The sequence below is a fragment of the Photobacterium rosenbergii genome (assembly GCF_003026455.1).
Classification (GTDB): Bacteria; Pseudomonadota; Gammaproteobacteria; order Enterobacterales; family Vibrionaceae; genus Photobacterium; species Photobacterium rosenbergii.
On record NZ_PYMB01000002.1, the window covers coordinates 182,143 to 200,177 of the forward strand.

Annotated in this window: 13 protein-coding genes; 4 read left to right on the top strand and 9 right to left on the bottom strand. The window is 44.1% G+C overall.

Features of this window, described 5'->3' with window-relative positions; genetic code table 11:
• Nucleotide 1 precedes the first annotated feature (1 nt).
• Together C9J01_RS07845 and C9J01_RS07850 are read right to left on the bottom strand one after the other, a co-directional pair.
• Nucleotides 2-766, bottom strand: a complete 765-nt coding sequence (locus tag C9J01_RS07845) for a DUF3108 domain-containing protein (RefSeq protein ID WP_107297586.1) — start codon at nucleotides 764-766, stop codon at nucleotides 2-4.
• Between the two features lie 126 nt (nucleotides 767-892).
• A complete protein-coding gene (locus tag C9J01_RS07850; RefSeq protein WP_107297587.1) occupies nucleotides 893-2,437 on the bottom strand; it encodes a long-chain-fatty-acid--CoA ligase in 1,545 nt (514 codons plus the stop codon).
• A 410-nt stretch (nucleotides 2,438-2,847) separates the two neighbouring features.
• On the opposite strand from C9J01_RS07850, the gene C9J01_RS07855 reads away from it, so the two are divergent.
• A complete protein-coding gene (locus tag C9J01_RS07855) occupies nucleotides 2,848-3,066 on the top strand; it encodes a hypothetical protein (protein ID WP_107297588.1) in 219 nt (72 codons plus the stop codon).
• A 146-nt stretch (nucleotides 3,067-3,212) separates the two neighbouring features.
• Nucleotides 3,213-3,683: a DUF2947 domain-containing protein gene (locus tag C9J01_RS07860; protein WP_107297589.1), complete on the top strand. Its 471-nt coding sequence runs from the start codon at nucleotides 3,213-3,215 to the stop codon at nucleotides 3,681-3,683.
• Between the two features lie 169 nt (nucleotides 3,684-3,852).
• Here the strand turns inward: C9J01_RS07860 and C9J01_RS07865 are convergent, their stop codons facing one another.
• The 5 genes from C9J01_RS07865 to C9J01_RS07885 form a co-directional block, all read right to left on the bottom strand.
• On the bottom strand, nucleotides 3,853-4,953 hold the full coding sequence (locus C9J01_RS07865; RefSeq protein WP_158264507.1) for a CHASE sensor domain-containing protein: 1,101 nt from the start codon (nucleotides 4,951-4,953) through the stop codon (nucleotides 3,853-3,855).
• Nucleotides 4,946-5,509, bottom strand: a complete 564-nt coding sequence (locus C9J01_RS07870) for a YfiR family protein (protein WP_107297591.1) — start codon at nucleotides 5,507-5,509, stop codon at nucleotides 4,946-4,948. Before C9J01_RS07870 ends, C9J01_RS07865 begins: the two co-directional genes overlap by 8 nt.
• Entirely contained in the window at nucleotides 5,509-7,500 is a 1,992-nt protein-coding gene (locus C9J01_RS07875; RefSeq protein ID WP_158264508.1) for a TonB-dependent receptor plug domain-containing protein, read from the bottom strand. Before C9J01_RS07875 ends, C9J01_RS07870 begins: the two co-directional genes overlap by 1 nt.
• A 455-nt stretch (nucleotides 7,501-7,955) precedes the next feature.
• A complete protein-coding gene (locus tag C9J01_RS07880) occupies nucleotides 7,956-8,783 on the bottom strand; it encodes a pirin family protein (protein ID WP_107297593.1) in 828 nt (275 codons plus the stop codon).
• 235 nt (nucleotides 8,784-9,018) lie between these two features.
• Nucleotides 9,019-10,263 carry an outer membrane protein transport protein gene (locus C9J01_RS07885; protein WP_107297594.1) on the bottom strand — a complete coding sequence of 415 codons (1,245 nt, stop codon included), beginning with the start codon at nucleotides 10,261-10,263 and terminating at the stop codon, nucleotides 9,019-9,021.
• 550 nt (nucleotides 10,264-10,813) lie between these two features.
• Between C9J01_RS07885 and C9J01_RS07890 the strand changes: the two genes are divergently transcribed.
• Entirely contained in the window at nucleotides 10,814-12,787 is a 1,974-nt protein-coding gene (locus C9J01_RS07890) for a carboxylesterase family protein (RefSeq protein WP_107297595.1), read from the top strand.
• A gap of 59 nt (nucleotides 12,788-12,846) precedes the next feature.
• Here C9J01_RS07890 and C9J01_RS07895 read toward each other — a convergent pair whose 3' ends face one another.
• Both C9J01_RS07895 and C9J01_RS07900 read right to left on the bottom strand, forming a co-directional pair.
• Entirely contained in the window at nucleotides 12,847-14,148 is a 1,302-nt protein-coding gene (locus tag C9J01_RS07895) for an outer membrane protein transport protein (protein ID WP_107297596.1), read from the bottom strand.
• Between the two features lie 554 nt (nucleotides 14,149-14,702).
• Nucleotides 14,703-16,346, bottom strand: a complete 1,644-nt coding sequence (locus tag C9J01_RS07900; protein ID WP_107297597.1) for a VRR-NUC domain-containing protein — start codon at nucleotides 16,344-16,346, stop codon at nucleotides 14,703-14,705.
• 168 nt (nucleotides 16,347-16,514) lie between these two features.
• On the opposite strand from C9J01_RS07900, the gene C9J01_RS07905 reads away from it, so the two are divergent.
• Nucleotides 16,515-17,999: a phosphatase PAP2 family protein gene (locus C9J01_RS07905; protein WP_107297598.1), complete on the top strand. Its 1,485-nt coding sequence runs from the start codon at nucleotides 16,515-16,517 to the stop codon at nucleotides 17,997-17,999.
• Nucleotides 18,000-18,035: the final 36 nt, after the last annotated feature.

The window sequence follows — 18,035 nt, forward strand, 5'->3', positions numbered from 1 at the left end:
TCTACTGATTTGATGTTGCTGTGGAGGAAAACTGATTGGTTGCAGGGCAGACTTGCTTATTGCTGAGTAAAACGGCTTTAAGGTCGAGAATTTTTCGTTTATAGGTAGCACGGACCAGTTGGTAGTCGACGTCTGGCGAAAACCACATGACAAATTTCCTGTCGCTCTTTCTGACTTGTTCAACCCTTATGGTGTTGACGCTACCAAAGTTGGAGTTGATACGCTCCCGACCCTTGACCTGAAAGTAATAGCGGTTTACATCGTCGGTGTCCTGTAGGTTGTATTCGAATTGGGTCTTTCCTTCTATCAAGCTAAGCCTCATCTGACTGCCGATGGCATCAGCATCGAGCAACGGCAGGCTATCACTAGTGAATGATGATACCTTGCCATCGACGGTGACTTTGGATGAACTGCCATCACCGTTGAATGAGACTTCTGTTTTGCCTCCTAGCAAACCTTTAACTTCACGGCGGAAACCTTTCGAGAGAAAGCTCTGCTGATCTTCAGACCAGAAAACTTGGCTTTGTTGGTTAAATCGGGTTTTGGTCGCTAGGACTTCAATATTGCTGTAGGAATTAATTTGGGCTTGTTTGTCTTGCCAGCGTAATACTCTCGTCATTTGGCCTATTTTGAGGTTATTGAAAAATAACTGGTATGTCAGGGTCTTGGTACACTGATGCAAGGCAGGAGAAGGTTCGGCATAGGTCTGAGCGGAGGCGACACTGCTTAGGAAAGCCAATAGGAACAAAAAAAGGTTAACCTGCACACTTACACCTTCGCTATTTAATACCTAGGATAATGTAATTAAGTTAGCAGGGCAGGCGGCAGTTTGCCAAATTGGCCTGCTGCTATAACAGGCCAACAGTTAGGTTATAGCCTCCTGAAAAAAGGACTATTTCAAAAGGCGCTTGAGGATTTTACCTGTTGCGGTCATCGGCAATTCTTCGGCGATGTCAATCAAGCGCGGATACTTGTAATCTGCAAGGCGCTCTTTCCCCCAAGCAACAAGCTCTTTCGCTGTGGTCGTTGCATTTTCCTTCAGGACAACAAAGGCTTTAGCCTCTTCACCGTAAGTCTTATGAGGGACACCAATAACGGCAATCATCTGAATATCTGGATGCGTCATGAAGGTTTCTTCAATATCACGTGGGTAAATGTTGAACCCACCACGGATGATCACTTCTTTCAGGCGGTCGACAACGTAGACATAGCCTTCATCATCCATACGCACGATATCACCGGTATGAAGCCAACCATTAACCACGGTTTTAGCAGTCTCTTCCGGTTTCTGGTAGTAACCTTTCATGACGTTATGGCCGCGGATGAGTAATTCACCTTCTTTGCCTCGGGGGACTTCTTCTCCCTTGTCATCGACAACCTTCATTGCAACGCCCGGCAACGGCTGGCCAATACTGCCTGGCTTGCGCTCATACTCAAGATGGTTAAAGGCGGCGACAGGAGAAGACTCAGACAATCCATAGCCTTCGATGACGGGCACTTTCAGCTTATCTTCGAATTGTTTGAGGATCTCGACTGGCATGGAAGCCCCACCAGAAATAGCGACTTTCAGGTTATCAGCAATTTCGTCTAGCTCAGCGCTGCCATGCTTCTCGGCAAAAGCAAGGAGTCCCATGAACATGGTGGGTACACCTGCCATATGGGTGACTTTATGCTTGTACATTTGCTGGAAAACATTTTTAGGTATGAAGCGAGGGATCAGAACTAATGCGCTACCAGACAATATGGATGTGTTCATGATCAGCGATTGCCCAAAAGTATGGAACAGCGGCAAGATAGCGATGCTGACATCAGAGCCTTTTTGGTTTGTAAGTGCTTGGCAGGCTTGGGCGTTACACAGCATGTTGCTCTGGCTCAGCTCTGCACCTTTGGCACGGCCAGTGGTCCCGGATGTGTACAAGATCACGCAGGTGTCTTCAGCCTTGCGGTAAACGGCCTCAAAATGCGTACTGCCTGAGGTTAGCCATTGGTTAAAGCTGTGGGCTCCCTCTGGTAAAGGGTCACCGCTACCAGACTCAATGGAAATAAAATGTTGGCAGAGAGGCGTTTGCTTGAACCCTTCGAAACAATACTCACCACTTGGCAGGGCACTGTTGCCTTGAAAGCTGATGATAGCAACAGCGTCGGAATCATTAAGGTGGTAGGCCACTTCTGGGCCTTTGAGCATAATATTGAGTGGGACGGTCACTGCGCCCACTTTTTGGATAGCATAATAACCAATCACGAAAGCGGGCATGTTTGGGCAAGATATTGCCACTTTGTCATCCGGCTTGATACCGATTTCACAAAGGTGGTAGGCAATAGCATTGACCATTTCATTTAGGGTTCGGAAATTTAATTTCTCGTCATTGAAAATTAAAGCGGTGTCATTGCCTCGAAAGTCGGCGTTACGTTCGAGGTTGGTGGCTAAGTTGTACATATAATAAGTTGTTGTTGTATTTGATTTTCATTTTAAAGTGTCCACTGGAATACTGCTACTTACCGGAAGTAAAAATATTGTGAGATTAGACATTACGCATATTATCCAGCGGTACTGTCAGATAAATGAGGCAGCTTTGTAAGAGAGATATCAGTCGCAAAATCGTGAATCTTTTTTGTACAAATAAAGAAATTTTAATGACATTTTTATCCTTTATATATCAGGGTCTTATGTTGCTATTGTGAATGTATCAAATAACAGGATAAAAACTGTGGGATTAACTCATTGAAATATATAGCTACGATATTTTCTCCGTAGTTGATATGTATGAACTTTATAAGTCTGTTATTTGACGATTTTCTTAACGCCTCCTATTTTTATTTGGGCCCAATCAACAGAGGTGTGGAAAGATGAAGAAAATGAACTCGGCTTACCGCTTGCAAATCATCAAAGAAGTAGCGACTCGGCGTCGTTTGACGACAGGTGGCGATCCGATGGCATGCCACATTTCTAAAATGATTGAATCCAACAAACAAGAAGCTAATGTTGTCGAGAAACACTACACCGGTTGTCATTATGATGATGCTGCTGGGGGGTGGGTGAGTAATCTGTGGGATCAGAAAAAATAGACACTCATTACACGGGTATATCGAGCGGTTTGTCTCCGCTCGATTGGTATAAACGATAGGGTAATTAGCGCGAAACCCAGATAACTACTGGCACAATAGGGCCGACTCAGGTACATTTCCACCGTCTTGAATTGTTAGGTCGTCCCATGAACTACGTAGAGTTAGATAACTATTCCCGCAAGTGGATTTTCACCCACGCATCAATGCCTGTTGCCGAATCAGACTTGGCCTTAATCAAACCGTTTACCCAAGCACGATCTTCCCAGATTTGGGGCGAGCATGTGAGCCGTCAAAGCCCTGACGCTGATCACTTTGAAAAAGGGGATTGGGCCCATAACGATAAGATCTGGTCTCAGCCTATTGATTGGCAAGCTGCTTGGGATAGTGACGAACCAGAATTGCCGGAAGAAATGGTAGACTTCCTTGATTGGGAAGATAACACGACGGTTTTCTTCTGTTACGAAAAGTACAACGTGATTGAAACTAAGTGGGATGTGTTCAAGCGTAACTGGAAGAACTTTCTCTTCTTTGATGATGGCCCAATGTTGCTAGGTCGCAAAAAATCTCAGGCCGTTTGGTTTAGCTCGAAAGGGACGTTCCGTCTAGCTAACCGTTAATCGCGATTCCATTCTATTTATGTCGCTACCGCTTTAGTTGAAAGTCGAGCGGTAGCGATATGCAATTAATCAAATCTATACCAACTGCTTTATCTTCTTCATTGAACGTAGATCGGATTTGATAATCACAGTTTGCTGGTTTGGGCTATAGGATTCATTGGTCCGCATGCTAGCGCTCTGTGACATCCTCAATGGCAAACAGGATTTGCTGTTGATGGCATAACGGGCGGCTCACTAATTGGAAAGTCCTTACCTCTTGAGAATGGGCCCGGCTCTCTATTGTCAGCTGCTCTATTTCCTTATTATTAACCAGTACATTTTCAAGTATTCGCTCAAAGGCGTCTCTTTCTGACGGCCTGAGTATATCGATAAGTGATTTACTGAAGAGCTGGAAAGAAGAGAGCTCGAACATGGATTGGCAAGCATGGTTGGTCAATGTGATCTTGCCTGATTTATCGACCACCACCAAGGCATGTTGAACGGTTTCAATAACCTCATCGACAAAAGATTTTTCTAATGCCAGTTTCTGCATTGCTGCTCGTAACTCTTTGTCCCGTTGCTGGATGGTTGTGACCAGATTGTTGAAACCCAGCGTGAGCTGGTAAAGTTCGGCGTTGGAAAATTGGTTGTACGGTATAGGTTGGTGTGTATCCCCTTGAATTAAGCGTTGAATACCTTTATTAAGCTCGGTAATAGGTGTAATCACCCAGCGTTGGATTTGGTTGATAAAGCAAAAACTACTGAAAACCAGTATGACTATGAGAAGAAGGCTGATTTCCAATTGAGTTTGGCGCATCTCGTTAAGCTGTTGCAGTGAGACCGCAAGATAAATTTGAGCAATTACTTCCCCGTCAATGGTAACAGGTACAGCAAGATAAAGGTTGTCTTTGCCAATGTGGTAGCCATGTTGGAGAGCTTTTTTTTGTTCAGTTTCGTCTGGTGCTGAGAAAGGCAGTGTTTTGTTTTCATATTCGGCAAACAAGCTGTGATCCGGTAATCTCAGCTTTGCTTTGACAATACGCTCATCAGCTTTGAGTGCGGATAGAATTTCTTTGGCGGCTAGGCGGTCATTGAACAATATAGGAGCCGAGAGGTTACTACCAACGCCTTTGGCGAGTATTTGGGTTCTCGAAATGAAGTTTTCACGCTCAATAGTCAAATAGCTCTGATAGCTAATAAACTGAAAGCCGAGCAATACCAGCAAATTGAATGTCAGAATCGGGAAAGACAAGCGCTGCTTGAGGGTGCGGTTTTTTAACCAATTATTCATTATCATTGCCGTGTTCCCCTTCTTGGTCGGAAACGAGAATAGCGATACGTAGCAGTTGTGAACTGACATTGAGTTGGGCGTTATTGATATTCTCTAGATGCAAAACGGGCTTTACTTGGTAATTCATCGTTCTTAGCTCAATCATTCCACCTTCCCCCATTGTGACTGGAGAGTCGCTGATCGTGAGCAGCCCTTTATATTGTGGGAGTGGGTTGAACTGAGTAATCACATCTTGAGTGACAAACACTAAATCGCACTGTAATGCTGCATCTGTTAACGAGTTGACCGCTTTGATATAGCCTTTAGCATGCTGCTGGCGAAAGAGGGTTTCCAAACTGCGAGTTGTACTGTCTTTTCCAAGGGTACATACCACAAGGTTATTCTTTTGTCCTTCGGGCCAGCGGATGAAGTTCGCTAACCGATACACATAGACAGCTTTTATATCGTGCTCAGCAAAGCTTTGTACGGGATGGTTTTTGCCATACACTGACCAACTAAAGGGCAGGGCAAAGAAAGCAATGGCCGAAGCGAGCGATAGGTAACAGCGTTGTAGCATCAATGTATCCCCCAACTTGCCATCAGGAAGATATTCTGGTCGATTTTGTGCATGAATGGCATGTCTTGGTAGGGAGCCTTACCAAGGGCATCGATGATCAACTCTATTCGAGGCCAGTCGGGTTGTTTTTGCCAGGCAATCCTAGCATCCAAAGTACTGACTGAAGGGGCGTCAAAATATTGATGTGAGCTGGAGATGGCGCTTTTGTGTTTGAACCACAGATCAAGCTGCCAGTTAGGGTTAATTTGCCATAGGCTCTGTACTGATAATAGGTGTGATGGCTGGTTGTTATATCTTAGCTTACTGCCGGAAACCGCATCAGGTTCACAGTTGACATGCCCTGTGCAGGAGGCTGAAGTCTGCATAAAACTATAGCTAGTGAATAGGCTGAGTTCTGGCAATGGCCGCCATTCAATGGCTGTTTCAAATCCATAATTGTCTACAGCTAAGTTATCGCTACTCGTTTGCACCATCACAAACATGTTATCAGGAAGCTGTTTGCCATCTTTACATAGGCCATACACGCAGCGCCATTGGCTGTCGCTCTCCATGAGTAGATTCTTGTATTGGCTGTAAAACAAAGTGCTATCAATCGTTAAGGCGTTAGATGCAAAGTACCGGTGCCCCATATCCAGAGTTAACACTGATTCTGTTTTTAGATCTTTATTCGCTGCCGTGTAGATAATTCCAGGGTGATGGTCTTGGCAATCTTCACTCACACAAACGGATGCCAGGAAATAGCTATCAGTTTTGGTGCTGAGAAATGATGGTGCCACCACAGCACGTGCGGCACCTAGCCAAAATTGTTGTTCGCGGTTTGGCTGGTATAACAATCTCGCTTGGGGTTGCAGTTCTGTGCTGTTATTGAGGCTAAAGTGCTCAACTTTGATCCCTATGGTGGATGTGACCGAATTAGATAGCTCGGACTCCAGTTGGGCATATGTATTTATGATGGTATCTGTACCGACAGGATCAAGGCTGTATCGTCCCCATGGTTCGACACGGTTATAATGACTGTCAGGGTAAGGTTCTGTTCGGCGGTGGATAACACGGGCCCCCCCACCGACAGTTAATTGCTGGCTTGGGCTCAACTGGTGATGGCTGAGTAAGTCAATATCTACAGTATGGAATTTTCCTGCAGCAGAAGGTTCATCTGTGGCGTTGGTATCAGCCCAAAGATTCACTTCATAATAATGAGTATCTTGCCGTTGTTTCCAACGGGTACTGATATAAGCACCTTCAGAGTAAGCATTGAGATCTGTTTGATAGTAATAGCTGTTGAGGTGCGAGGATAAGTCGGCATAAAGCCATTGGTGCTCAGACTTTGTTTGGTATCCACCTACTTGAAAGGTGAAATGCTGATTGTCACCTTTGTAGTCAGTGCGGAGTCCACCACGGATGTTACGCCAGGTATCATCATTATCAATGTAATACTTACCTTTAACGCCTTTCACGAAGCCCCTGGCAGTGAAGTTTTCATTGAATCGGGTACCGTACCGGTAGTTCAATTCCCGGTAGCCATATTCGCCACCCGCTATCTGCCCAAAGTGACCTTGCGTATTTTCGCTATCTTTTGTGATGATATTGATAACACCATTCGCCGCGTTAGCACCCCACATGGTACCTGCAGTGCCACGAATAATTTCAATACGGTCAATGTCTTCAAGCAACGTGTCGATAGTGTGCCAAAAGGTGCCGGACATCAGTGGGCTGTAGACACTCCGCCCATCGATCATCACCAGGAGTTTGTTAAACGACACGTCATTCAGCCCCCGCAATGACACTTGCCAGTTGTATTCGGAAATACGGGTAACTTGTACTCCAGGCGCGAGAGCAAGGGCTTCAGCGATAGAGCGAACCCCACTACGGCGGATTTGTTCATTGGAAATAACATAAACTGCAGTGGGTATATCTTTGAGTGATTGTGGCTTTTTTGCCGCAGACGTTACCTGAATATCCACTAAGCTTAACTCTTCTAAGCTCATAGCCATTAACTGTTCTAAGTCGCTGGCATACCCTTTTGTGACCCATAGGCAACTCAAAACGGGCAGCAATAATTTCTTGCGGTAGGGTAAAAGAAAACCAGAGTAGGTGAGAGTTAGGGGCATAAAGTAGCGACCAGTCAGGGAGCCGTGGATGTTTGGATGATAGATTAAACTGCTGAAATTTAAACACTTATTTATCTTCGATTATAGTTTGCATGATTCCACTGAGGAATAAATTCCGGTAGGCGTTGAAAGGTGAGTATTGGTTGTGGGTATCGTGGAGGGTAAAAAAGCGCTACTAAGATTGATAAGCTGAGAATAGATGAAACACTTGATTTATAAATCGCCTTGATGAGTCAAATTTAACCCGCAACGAACGGGCTTTTGTGGGTAAGGTATGCTCCACAGAAGTGTTTATTTTTGGGAGCAATATCACCAAATGTAAGGTTTGAGGGGCGAGGTTACTTTCTCGTTGTTAACAAACGGCCAATGTTTTGGGTCGCTTTTGACATGTTCTGCTGTGATGAATGAACGGAGTGATGGTTTGAGAACAAGGGTTGTTGCTGGGGTTTGCCAGTTACAATAAATATCCTAGCACCGAGTTTACTGGTTCTGACTTCAATGGGTAATGATGACGGGGTCAAAGTCGCCATCTGGTGTTTATGAAGTTGGCTACCGCTGATATACACGCTCCCTGAGCGTAGATAAACAAAACCTGTCAATTGTTCAGGATCGGGTTCGAAATACCAGCATCCGTATGGAGCGATCATGATATCGAGAAATGTCATTGGAATACTGTAAGTTGCCGGGCTGGCGACATTTTTATACTTCCCAATAATGACTTTGGTTGTTGAATCATGCTCTTCAATCAGGGGGAGTTGCTGGGCGTGTAAATTGATGCAGCTTGCCGGGGACATTTCTACTTTTCCCGCAGGTAGAATACTACCTAGGCAGAATGACTCAATTTGACCGTTTTGCGGGGTCATGATTTCTTTATGAATAATACCATCACCGGAAGTCATGATATGAACATCGCCGCTAGCAAGGGTGACATGGTTGCCGGTTGAGTCGTGATGGCTCAGTTTACCGATGACGGGGTAACTGACGGCATCGACCCCTGAGTGGCTCTCATAATCGAGCCGTTTGGAATGGATTATGGCTTTAGCGGTGAAATGATCCCACTGCACAAATGGATTTAGCTGCTCAAGCTCTGATTGCTTGATAAATGTTGTGTGGAGGCCACTCTTTTTGCCAAAACGGATTTTTTGTACGGTTCTTGTCTTTCTCATGGCATTGACCAATATCGTGATGCGACGTTGAGCATGGTATTCTGATTTATCACATAAAAGAAATATGCTGCAACCATGAAATTGATAAAATAAATCTTAGACCCAAGACAGGGGCTTCACCATGCTAATTCATGAAAAAAAACAAAAAAATGACAAAGTAGAGCTCAAGGAGCAGAAAATAAAACGGAAACCAATCTTGGCTTCCGTCTATATAAATTATTAATAGAATTATTGATTAAAAAGAACGACTATATTGTAAGCCAAACAAGATAGCATCTGCGCGAGTTGTCGCACCTGTGATCGAGGGCGCATCCAAATCAGGGCTCAAGTGTTCATCGAAGGTGACATCCTGGCCAATAAGGTAAGTGAAACCAAAATCGATAGTTTCTTTCGGGTTTAAATGGTAGCTAAAGCCTGCAGATAGCCACTGACGATCGGAGTCTGGAATTGAAATAGATTTCAGCTCGTCTGTTGCTGCAATGTCGTACATATAACCCGCACGCAGTGTCCAATCATTGTTTAGGTAGTAAGTACCGCCCACAGAAATATGGCCCGCATCTTTCCACTGATATTCTTTATCAATTGATTGAGATGGAACGAGGCCGAGCAACATATCTTGTGTCTGAATATTGATGGTATCAAACGTGCTCCACTGAACCCATTGTAGGCTGTAGTGGGCGGCAAATTTTTCATTCAGACGGTGGTAACCTGAAAATTCGGCAATGTCTGGCAAAGGTAACGAGATTTTATCTGTTGGATTGTCACCATCGGCATCGACCGTTGGGCTTGCACGGTAGCTCAGCCCCAAGCGATGATCTTTATTGAACTCGTAAACAACTCCGGCATTCCAACCGAAGGCAGTACCCGTAGCATCGATATCAACAGCAGTAATGCCTTTGTAGCTACGTTTTAGCTCGCCCTTACCATAAATCAGATCGAGTCCAGCCCCTACACTGAAATGCTCAGTAAACCGGTAAGAGAGGCTAGTCCCTAAATTCATGCTTTTTATACTGGTTTTCCCACCAAAAAGGTTGGCAGAAAAATCGTCGTCAAATTCGGTAGCTGTACCGAAGTTAGAATAGGCCGAAAGGCCCCAGGCCCACTTTTCATTGAGCGGCATGACCAAATGTAAATTGGGAACAAAAGAGGTGCCACCTATATCGTCAGTACCTGAGATATCCTCTTGGGTAATAGTAAAGTCAGGGATCTTGATATCGTTATAGGTACCGTTTTTGAGCCTGACGTCCGTGGCAATAACATTGAAACCAAGGGAGAAATTAGCTTCTTTGAACAGTGCCATGGCAGCGGGGTTCCGCGCTGCAACAGAGGCGTTGTCCGCAATCACAGCATCGCCAGCAAAAGCCCGGCCCAAGCCCGTAGCGGATTGGCTGTTTAATTGAAACCCTGCAGCGAAAGCGGGGGCGTTAGAAATCGCAATAGCCGAGACTATAGCACTCGTTAATAGACGCTTCTTGAACATGTGTATATATCTTTTAATTATTGAGTTTGGCACTTTTATGTAGCCATATATTTTGCTGCGATTCTAGAGTGATGATTAATTTAAACAACTCTGACCAGTATGAAATAAAATAGGTGTGTTGCCTTTGTTACGTGGGGTGTTAATAGTGTTGGGTTTATATATAAATAATTAAGTGATGTTGATTTTGATATTTGATTCTATAATGATTTTTTTGTGACATGCGGCAAATTTACTATTTATACTAGGTTGATATATCTAAATTAATTTATATTGATGATAGGATTGTGTTTACAACTCATGAAATAAAAAGATAGCAACATTCTATCTGTGTATGCTTTCATCTCTCGCATTCAGGTTTTTTTTAAAATTAACTTTTTTTTATCATTCTATTTTGTTTGTAAAAACGTCAGACCAGATCAAATTTTCATTTAATTTGAGAATGTTTTAATTATAATGAAAACATAAAAGCAGTTAGTTATTGGTAAATAGGTCTTACCTTTTTGCTCATTTCGCTTATTTTTAAAACAAGAAGCATATAAAGATTATAATTATGAAAAATTATTCCCGCTCTATTATTGCAACGGGCATCGCGTTGGCCTTGGTTGCTTGTAACAATGACTCATCAGTATCTGGCAAAGATAATTTAGAGCCATCGAATATTACAGTACAAATAGGTGACACTCAGGTTAAGGGACTGAATGAATATATTGGAATTACCAACCTGGATAACCAAGCGGAAACTGTTAGTATTGAGGCGTTCAAGGGCATTCGCTATGCAACCGCCAATCGCTTTGAACACAGCCAATTGGTTGAGCCGTCCCAAGGGGTGATAGACGCGACAGCATTTGGTGATATCTGCCCGCAAGCAGGCAGGGAAGGTATGCCTCAATCAGAAGATTGCCTGAGCTTGAATATATGGCGCCCTGCCGGTACTTCTGAGCAAGATACATTGCCTGTGTATGTTTTTATTCACGGTGGCTCATTCGAAAGTGGGGCGGGGTCATTGCCTTTAAACCAAGGTGATACCATTGTTGCACAAAGTGTTTCTGATGTGAGAAGTGATTTAGGTGGCAGAGACCAACCATTCATCGCCGTTACCCTAAATTACCGCCTTGGTCTTCTGGGAAGCTTGTGGGTGGATGGGAAGAAGTCAGAAAATCAAGCGGGTGGTAACTATGGTATCGGGGATCAGAAGCGCGCTTTAGAGTGGGTTAATAAGCACATTCAATCTTTTGGTGGCAATAGTAACAATGTGACAGTCTTTGGCGAAAGTGCCGGGGCGATGTCTATTGGCATTTTACAGCAGGACCCTGTTGTTGCAGGTGGTGAAGATCTCAATGATCCTGAACACAATGGTTATTACCAGCGCGCCATAATGCAAAGTAACCCCTATGGTATCCCATATAAGAGCTATTGTTCTGCAAAAAAAATAAATGATGACATAATTAATATTCTAGAAGAAAGAAGTATACATGATCTTTCAACGTCAGAAATCTTAGAACTTCAGGGGAAAGTAAAAGGCAATCTTCTGTCATACCTCAGAAGTTTTAGGCCTACACCATCTGGTTTTTTACCATTTGCACCTTATATAGAATCAAAAGCTAGAGGAACTTCTTGTCAAACAACGTCAAAAATTACTGGAGAGCATTTAAAAAGCCAGCCCATTGATACAAAATTTAATGTTCCTACAGTAGTTGGTTTTAATACTGATGAGTCTAATATCTTTACCTCTATGTTCGAAGCTCTGTTATATGCAAACATTAAAGATAACAATGGGAGTTATATCTTTGGTGAAGATATAGTTCTCGATAACGGGTTGGACGTTAGGAAGTTTATAGACTCAGAGTCTGTTGGTGGGTTCTATAGTCTATTAATTAAAGTATTTTTTGGCGGAACGGTGAATGTTAACGGTATTCCTTTCCCGATCAGTTGCGATATCCTCAATATTGGAAATTGTAAAGGTGATACTCTTCTTGAAGATTTTGATGCGTATCAGGCCTCGCCAGGTGATACCCTTCAAATGTCCAGTGAAAACGTGCGTAAGACCCGCATGCTGGCCAATGATATGTTATTTACTTGTCCGACGCGAAAAGCGCTGCAGGCCCAACAAGGCGGTGAGCATAATGTCGTTATGTACCAATTTGAGCATGAGTCGCAATTTAACTTCTGGCCATTTAGTGCTTCACCGTTGGCGGCATTGAGCTGCCAGAACCTTGATGGCACGGTGAAAGGCAAAGCCTGCCACGCCGCCGAGTTGCCGTATGTCTTCAACAAAGCCATGAACATTAAGGGCGAGAAGGTACTGACCAATGCGGCGGACAAAAAGCTAATGGCGCATATGTCGCGTAAATGGTTCAGCGACAGCTTGTTTAGCAATGACGTTTCTTGGGACAAGAATTCAGATAACAACGACAAGTTCATCAAGATAAACGCGAACGGCTTTGAGCTGAACAATTACTGGGATCAATCCTATAACGCAAGCCGCTGTGCGGAGTTGGAAGATAAAGGGATGCTTAATTTTTAATTGAGCAAAAAAAAGCGGAAGCCAATAAGGCTTCCGCTTTTTTGATCAGCCTTTACTAATTAGAAGGTACGGCTGTACTGCAGGCCGACCAAAATAGCATCGGAACGAGTAGTTGCAGAAACACCTGTTCCAATTTGTAGCCCACTATCAGTTTCAATGCCCATGAACTCATCGACTTGTGTGTCTTTACCAATCAGGTAAGTTGCACCGAAGCCGATATTCGAGCGTGAGTCAATGTGATAGGTAAAACCAGCTGAAAGCCACTGGCGATCAGAATCTGGGATGGAGATGGACTTAAGCTCGTCAGTGGCGGCAACGTCGTACATGTAACCAGCACGTAGTGTCCAGTCGTTGTTGAGGTAGTATGTACCACCGACCGAGACGTGCCCTGCATCTTTCCATGCATATTCTTTGTTGATATCGGCAATTTGCAGCGAATCGAACGCGCTCCATTGAACCCATTGTACACTGTAGTGCGCGGCAAATTTATTAGTTAAGCGGTGGTAACCAGAAAACTCGGCCATATCAGGCAGTGGCATATCCAGTTTGTTGCTGTTACCGGCTATGGTGTCCACATCGCCTTTGGCCGTAACAGTCGGGCTGTAGCGGTATGAAAGGCCGAAACGGTGATTGTCGTTTAGCTCGTATACCACACCGAAGTTACCACCAACTGCAAAACCAGAAGCATCAACATCAAGAACGTTGAATCTCTGCTCATCACATGACTGATTAGGTCCTATTCCTTGACAGGTTTCGAGGTCAAAATCGCGTTTTAGCTTACCCATGCCGTAGATAAGATCTAGGCCAGCGCCGAAACTCCATTGCTCGTTCAGGCGGTAAGATACACTGGCACCGAAGTTCATGCTCTGGATTTCTGTCGTACCACCAAATACAGAAGCCGCGAAGTCATCTTTGAATTCAGTGCCGGTACCAAAGTTAGAGTATGCAGAAACACCCCATGCCCACTGGTCATTGACCGGTACAACTAAATAAAAGTTAGGAACTACAGCAGTGCTACCGATACCATCAGTACCGGAAATATCAAACTCATTATTACCTGGAATAGGGCCGAAAATAGTATCAGAAATTTTAAATTGATTATAAGTACCGTCTTTGATTCGTACGTCGCTATCAATAACGGTAAAGCCCAATGACATGCTGGTTTCATTAAACATTGCCATGGTTGCTGGGTTTCGTGCCATCGCAGAGGCATTATCAGCGATAACCGCGTCACCGGCAAACGCACGGCCTAGGCCAGTTGCCGATTGGCTATTGAGTTGGAAACCGGCTGCCATAGTTTGTACAGACGTCACAGAAAGTGCAGTGAATACTGCACAGGTTAACAAACGCTTCTTGAACATAGAGAATTCTTTTGTATTTATGTAATTAGTTTTATAGCGAACAATGCCACTGCATATATTCGAGGCGGATTTTAGGTGGCGGGTTAAATACTACAAATCAGACCAGTTGAATTTATAATGTTGTCGATTTGTTGTTGGGCTTAAATATTAATTGGTCGAAAATAAAGATAATTTAATGGTTGTATTTCTACAGTGTTCTTTGCTATAAAATAAAGTAAATACTCTATAATTTTTAATTGGTTAGTACCCGTAAATATATAACTGGCATAAGCTTATGTTTTTTATGTAATGAGAGGCTCTCACCATAACTATAGTGGCGGTAAAGTGTGATTATGCTTTTTGTTTTTATTTTACCTTATTCAGTTGCTGATATTTACAGTGTCCCTTTCAAAATTGATTAATTAATGCCTAGGTATCTCTGCATATTCTTTACTTTGAAATGATCAATAATTGTTATTTATTGCATTATACCGCTTTTAGTTGTTGATTATTAGTACAAGTCAACCATGCCTTATTTATATCTTGTTACAGTTAAAGAGTGCTAAAGCTTAGCCCTAGCACCATTCAACGTACACCACTTTGGCTGCAATGCTATGTTGCTCAAACATCTTAAGCCATCGAATTTGGTTATTCTGCAAGGTATCCCCCGGGCCTTTTACTTCGGCAAGACAGTATTGACCATCTTTGAATAAGGCTAAATCGGGGAAGCCACTACGGTTGTTTCTTGGATCAAATAAGATGCGCTTGAAGATGGCTGTTAAAGCCAATACGGGAATGGCAGAGACTGCTTTTATCAAGATTTCTTCAGTGAACACGCCCCAATGAACCCAATCATTACTTAGCCCTTGCTTGGCGTTATACACCGCTAACCAGTTATCCCATTCTCCGCTTTCAAGATCATTTAGACGCTTATCAATGAGTTGTTTACGCTTTAGGTAGAAATCACTCGAAAACATATCTTTAGGTGAGCGCTGGAAAGGGTTGAGAAATGCACCTTGTTGGGCAGAAAAAATAATGTCCCACATGGCAAGGCCAAACAACCCGCAAAACAGGGTGTTTTCAAGATAATAGGCTTGCCAGCCCTGTTGTTGGTAGTAGGCCGCGACATCAAGTTCAACGCAAAGTTGTTGTTGAATCAACTTGAGTTTTTCACTGTCGAATTTGGGTTTTCTCCTCGGCGGCTGTTTGTCCCCTAACTTGTTGAGTAAACGGTGGTTGAGGACGTCGGCAACATCTGCCTCTTCCTCGTTTTGTGGTGTTGTCAGTACCCGTTTGACTAGATCCAATGCCTGCTTAGTTTCCCCCTGTTTGTCGAGGATCCTGATTTGCCTTTCTCTAGAAGGGGCACGTTCGCTTTGCTGGAAAAGTGTCAGGGCTTGGTCAAGGCGGTTTGAATCATGATTACCTAGTCTTTCAAGATCACGGGCAATATGATTGATAAGGCGTTGGCGTTTTCGCTCCAGTGGTTTCCAATCGAATGCACCGGGCAGATCAGATTGCATTTCAGCGATGGCTTGTGTCTCTTTTGCTTCTTTATGCTGCCAATAGATGTCTGCTTTTTCGGAGAGGGCTAACCAGTTATCAATGTGCTCCCTGTGTTGGAATAGGCGGAAGGCCGTATCAATTGGGTAGTGTTCAAATTGCTGGATACCAATATCAGCCAAGACAAACTGGCTGAGATCCTGATGGGTATTACCAAAAAAGAGTAAGCAGAAAACTGATAAGTGCTCCGCATAATGAACTTTCAGTATTTCACTACTATAGAATGTGAGATCAGGGTGATGCTGGATGACTTGTTCAACAATCTCTGCTTTCTTGGCTTGCTTGCTACCTGAAAGGAAATCGAAAGTGCTGAGAAGCTCAGGCTTAGTGAATAGCTGGCAAAAATCACTATGGGAAATATCGGCGGGTTGCAGTGATATCAGTCCAACATGGTCCAACTCTTCGAAGGCTGTTGCCAAAAGTTTGATTTCAGGATAGTGGATTTTATCGCGTCTAAACAAAGGCCCTTTGCGGGTAAGTAGCCTGATATAGAGGCACTGTGCGGGTTCAGTCAAGGCGAGATAAGTGTTGTACCAAAGTGTTTCTTGCGCAGTCAGCAAATCAGAGTATTGATCGGCAACAGTGCTCACCAAGCAATGGAAGTTATCTCGGTAATAGGTTTCTGGTAAATCTGGGGAGGTTGCTTGGGTATTCATACTGTTAAATAGGTCAGTTTGACGAAACTGATGATTGGGTGACTGAAAGAGCAAGGTAGCATTATGACATTAGAAAACGTACACCATCTATCTATTTCAATGGTTTGAGTATTTGATTATTGATAGCATCTTAGACACTACTCCTCAAATCTACCATTGGATTACCCAGTGAAATCAAAACCTATCCTCCAGTATGTTGTACTTATTTTTCTGGTTGCTATCAGTTTTAACGCTACCGCCGGAAACAGTGCGAGATATTCTGGTCAGCAACCAGACAACATCGTGGGGGCGGTTTGCGTGATACGCAATGGCGATAACTTGATTATGTTATTAGAAGCCATTACCAACAAGCTGTCACTACCTGGGGGGTATATCGATAGCGGGGATACCCCCCAAGAGGCAGCTGCGCGCGAGGCCCTCGAAGAGGCGGGGATTGAAGTAGAAGTCGAGCACCTGATCCAATATCGCGATAGGGCGGCCATCTATGCCTGCCGGGCTAAATCGCCTATTCCTGTTTCATCGTTTAGAGATAGCCGTGGATACCCTATTGTGGCGTCATGGTTTGCCGAGCATTTTGCAACAGAAGTCGAGCGAGTTTACCTCATCGACCCATTATTAACCGAGGCCCGAGAACACCGCTATTCTGAAGATGCAGCCCTTTTACCGCAATGGCTTGCGTCCACTCCTGATAGTGAAGTGAAGGTCTACGACCGTTTTGATTACGACATTAGCCCTTTGCACGAATACGAGCTGGGCTTGATAGGCCAGTTCCAACAAGTTATCTCGACGTGGTCGTCTTTTTCACAGTGGCTTTTTGTTGGTTTGATGCACGCTCTCGCTGTGCTGGGAGGGCCATGGTTTGTCTTCGTCGCACTGGCTTTAATGGCAGGGTATTACCGAACGCGGTTTTTCCTTGAGATTGCTTGCTTGATATTGGTGACCTTGTTTGGCGCATCCTTACTTAAACATGGCTTAATGATGCCCCGTCCGTTTTTCATTGTCCCTGACCTGCAAAAAGTCAATGCACCCGGTTTAGGTTTCCCTAGTGAACAGGTATTGATGACCTCCATGCTGTTTGGGGTATGGGGATACTTGTTGCAGCGCCAGATCAAAACTAAACAGCAAAAAGTGATGATAGCGTTGTTGGTTGTGTTAGTGGTTGCCGGGCAGGGTGTAGCTTGGATCTGGTTTGGCGTTCACTTTATCAGCGATGTGATTATGAGCGTGATGCTCGGCATTGTTATGGTTGCCATGTTTATCTTATGGCGGAGCGATACGTTTAAGGCTTACCGGCAGCTACTGACGAGCCGATGGTTTTGGCTCGGTTTGGGTATACTAACAGGAACTGTGGCGGGTATATCTTTGGTACCTACCCAAGCCTATTTGTGTTCACTTATGCTGGGTATCTTCTTCGGGATCAATTATGCCCTGAAAGTTGACCAGATAACGCCTCCGCTATCGGCCAAGCGACGCTTTGTCGCTTCTTTTGGTGTATTGCTCGGTGCGGTTGGTCTCTCGGGTGCAATGATGGCCATCGCTGCGGTGCAATCATCAACATTGATGGTATTGGGTATCAAGACAAGTGGCTATTTGCTACTGGGGGCTTGGTTAGTTTGCAGTTCGTCATGGCTTCGACAGCAGCTGAGCCGTTAGCCTGCCAGTTACGTAGTATATATGAACAGGGTAGTG

Coding starts and splice junctions, on each gene's coding strand:
- C9J01_RS07850 (WP_107297587.1), bottom strand. CDS start 2,437: ATGTACAACTTAGCCACCAACCTCGAACGTAACGCCGACTTTCGAGGC.
- C9J01_RS07855 (WP_107297588.1), top strand. CDS start 2,848: ATGAAGAAAATGAACTCGGCTTACCGCTTGCAAATCATCAAAGAAGTA.
- C9J01_RS07860 (WP_107297589.1), top strand. CDS start 3,213: ATGAACTACGTAGAGTTAGATAACTATTCCCGCAAGTGGATTTTCACC.
- C9J01_RS07865 (WP_158264507.1), bottom strand. CDS start 4,953: ATGAATAATTGGTTAAAAAACCGCACCCTCAAGCAGCGCTTGTCTTTC.
- C9J01_RS07870 (WP_107297591.1), bottom strand. CDS start 5,509: ATGCTACAACGCTGTTACCTATCGCTCGCTTCGGCCATTGCTTTCTTT.
- C9J01_RS07875 (WP_158264508.1), bottom strand. CDS start 7,500: ATGGCTATGAGCTTAGAAGAGTTAAGCTTAGTGGATATTCAGGTAACG.
- C9J01_RS07880 (WP_107297593.1), bottom strand. CDS start 8,783: ATGAGAAAGACAAGAACCGTACAAAAAATCCGTTTTGGCAAAAAGAGT.
- C9J01_RS07885 (WP_107297594.1), bottom strand. CDS start 10,263: ATGTTCAAGAAGCGTCTATTAACGAGTGCTATAGTCTCGGCTATTGCG.
- C9J01_RS07890 (WP_107297595.1), top strand. CDS start 10,814: ATGAAAAATTATTCCCGCTCTATTATTGCAACGGGCATCGCGTTGGCC.
- C9J01_RS07895 (WP_107297596.1), bottom strand. CDS start 14,148: ATGTTCAAGAAGCGTTTGTTAACCTGTGCAGTATTCACTGCACTTTCT.
- C9J01_RS07900 (WP_107297597.1), bottom strand. CDS start 16,346: ATGAATACCCAAGCAACCTCCCCAGATTTACCAGAAACCTATTACCGA.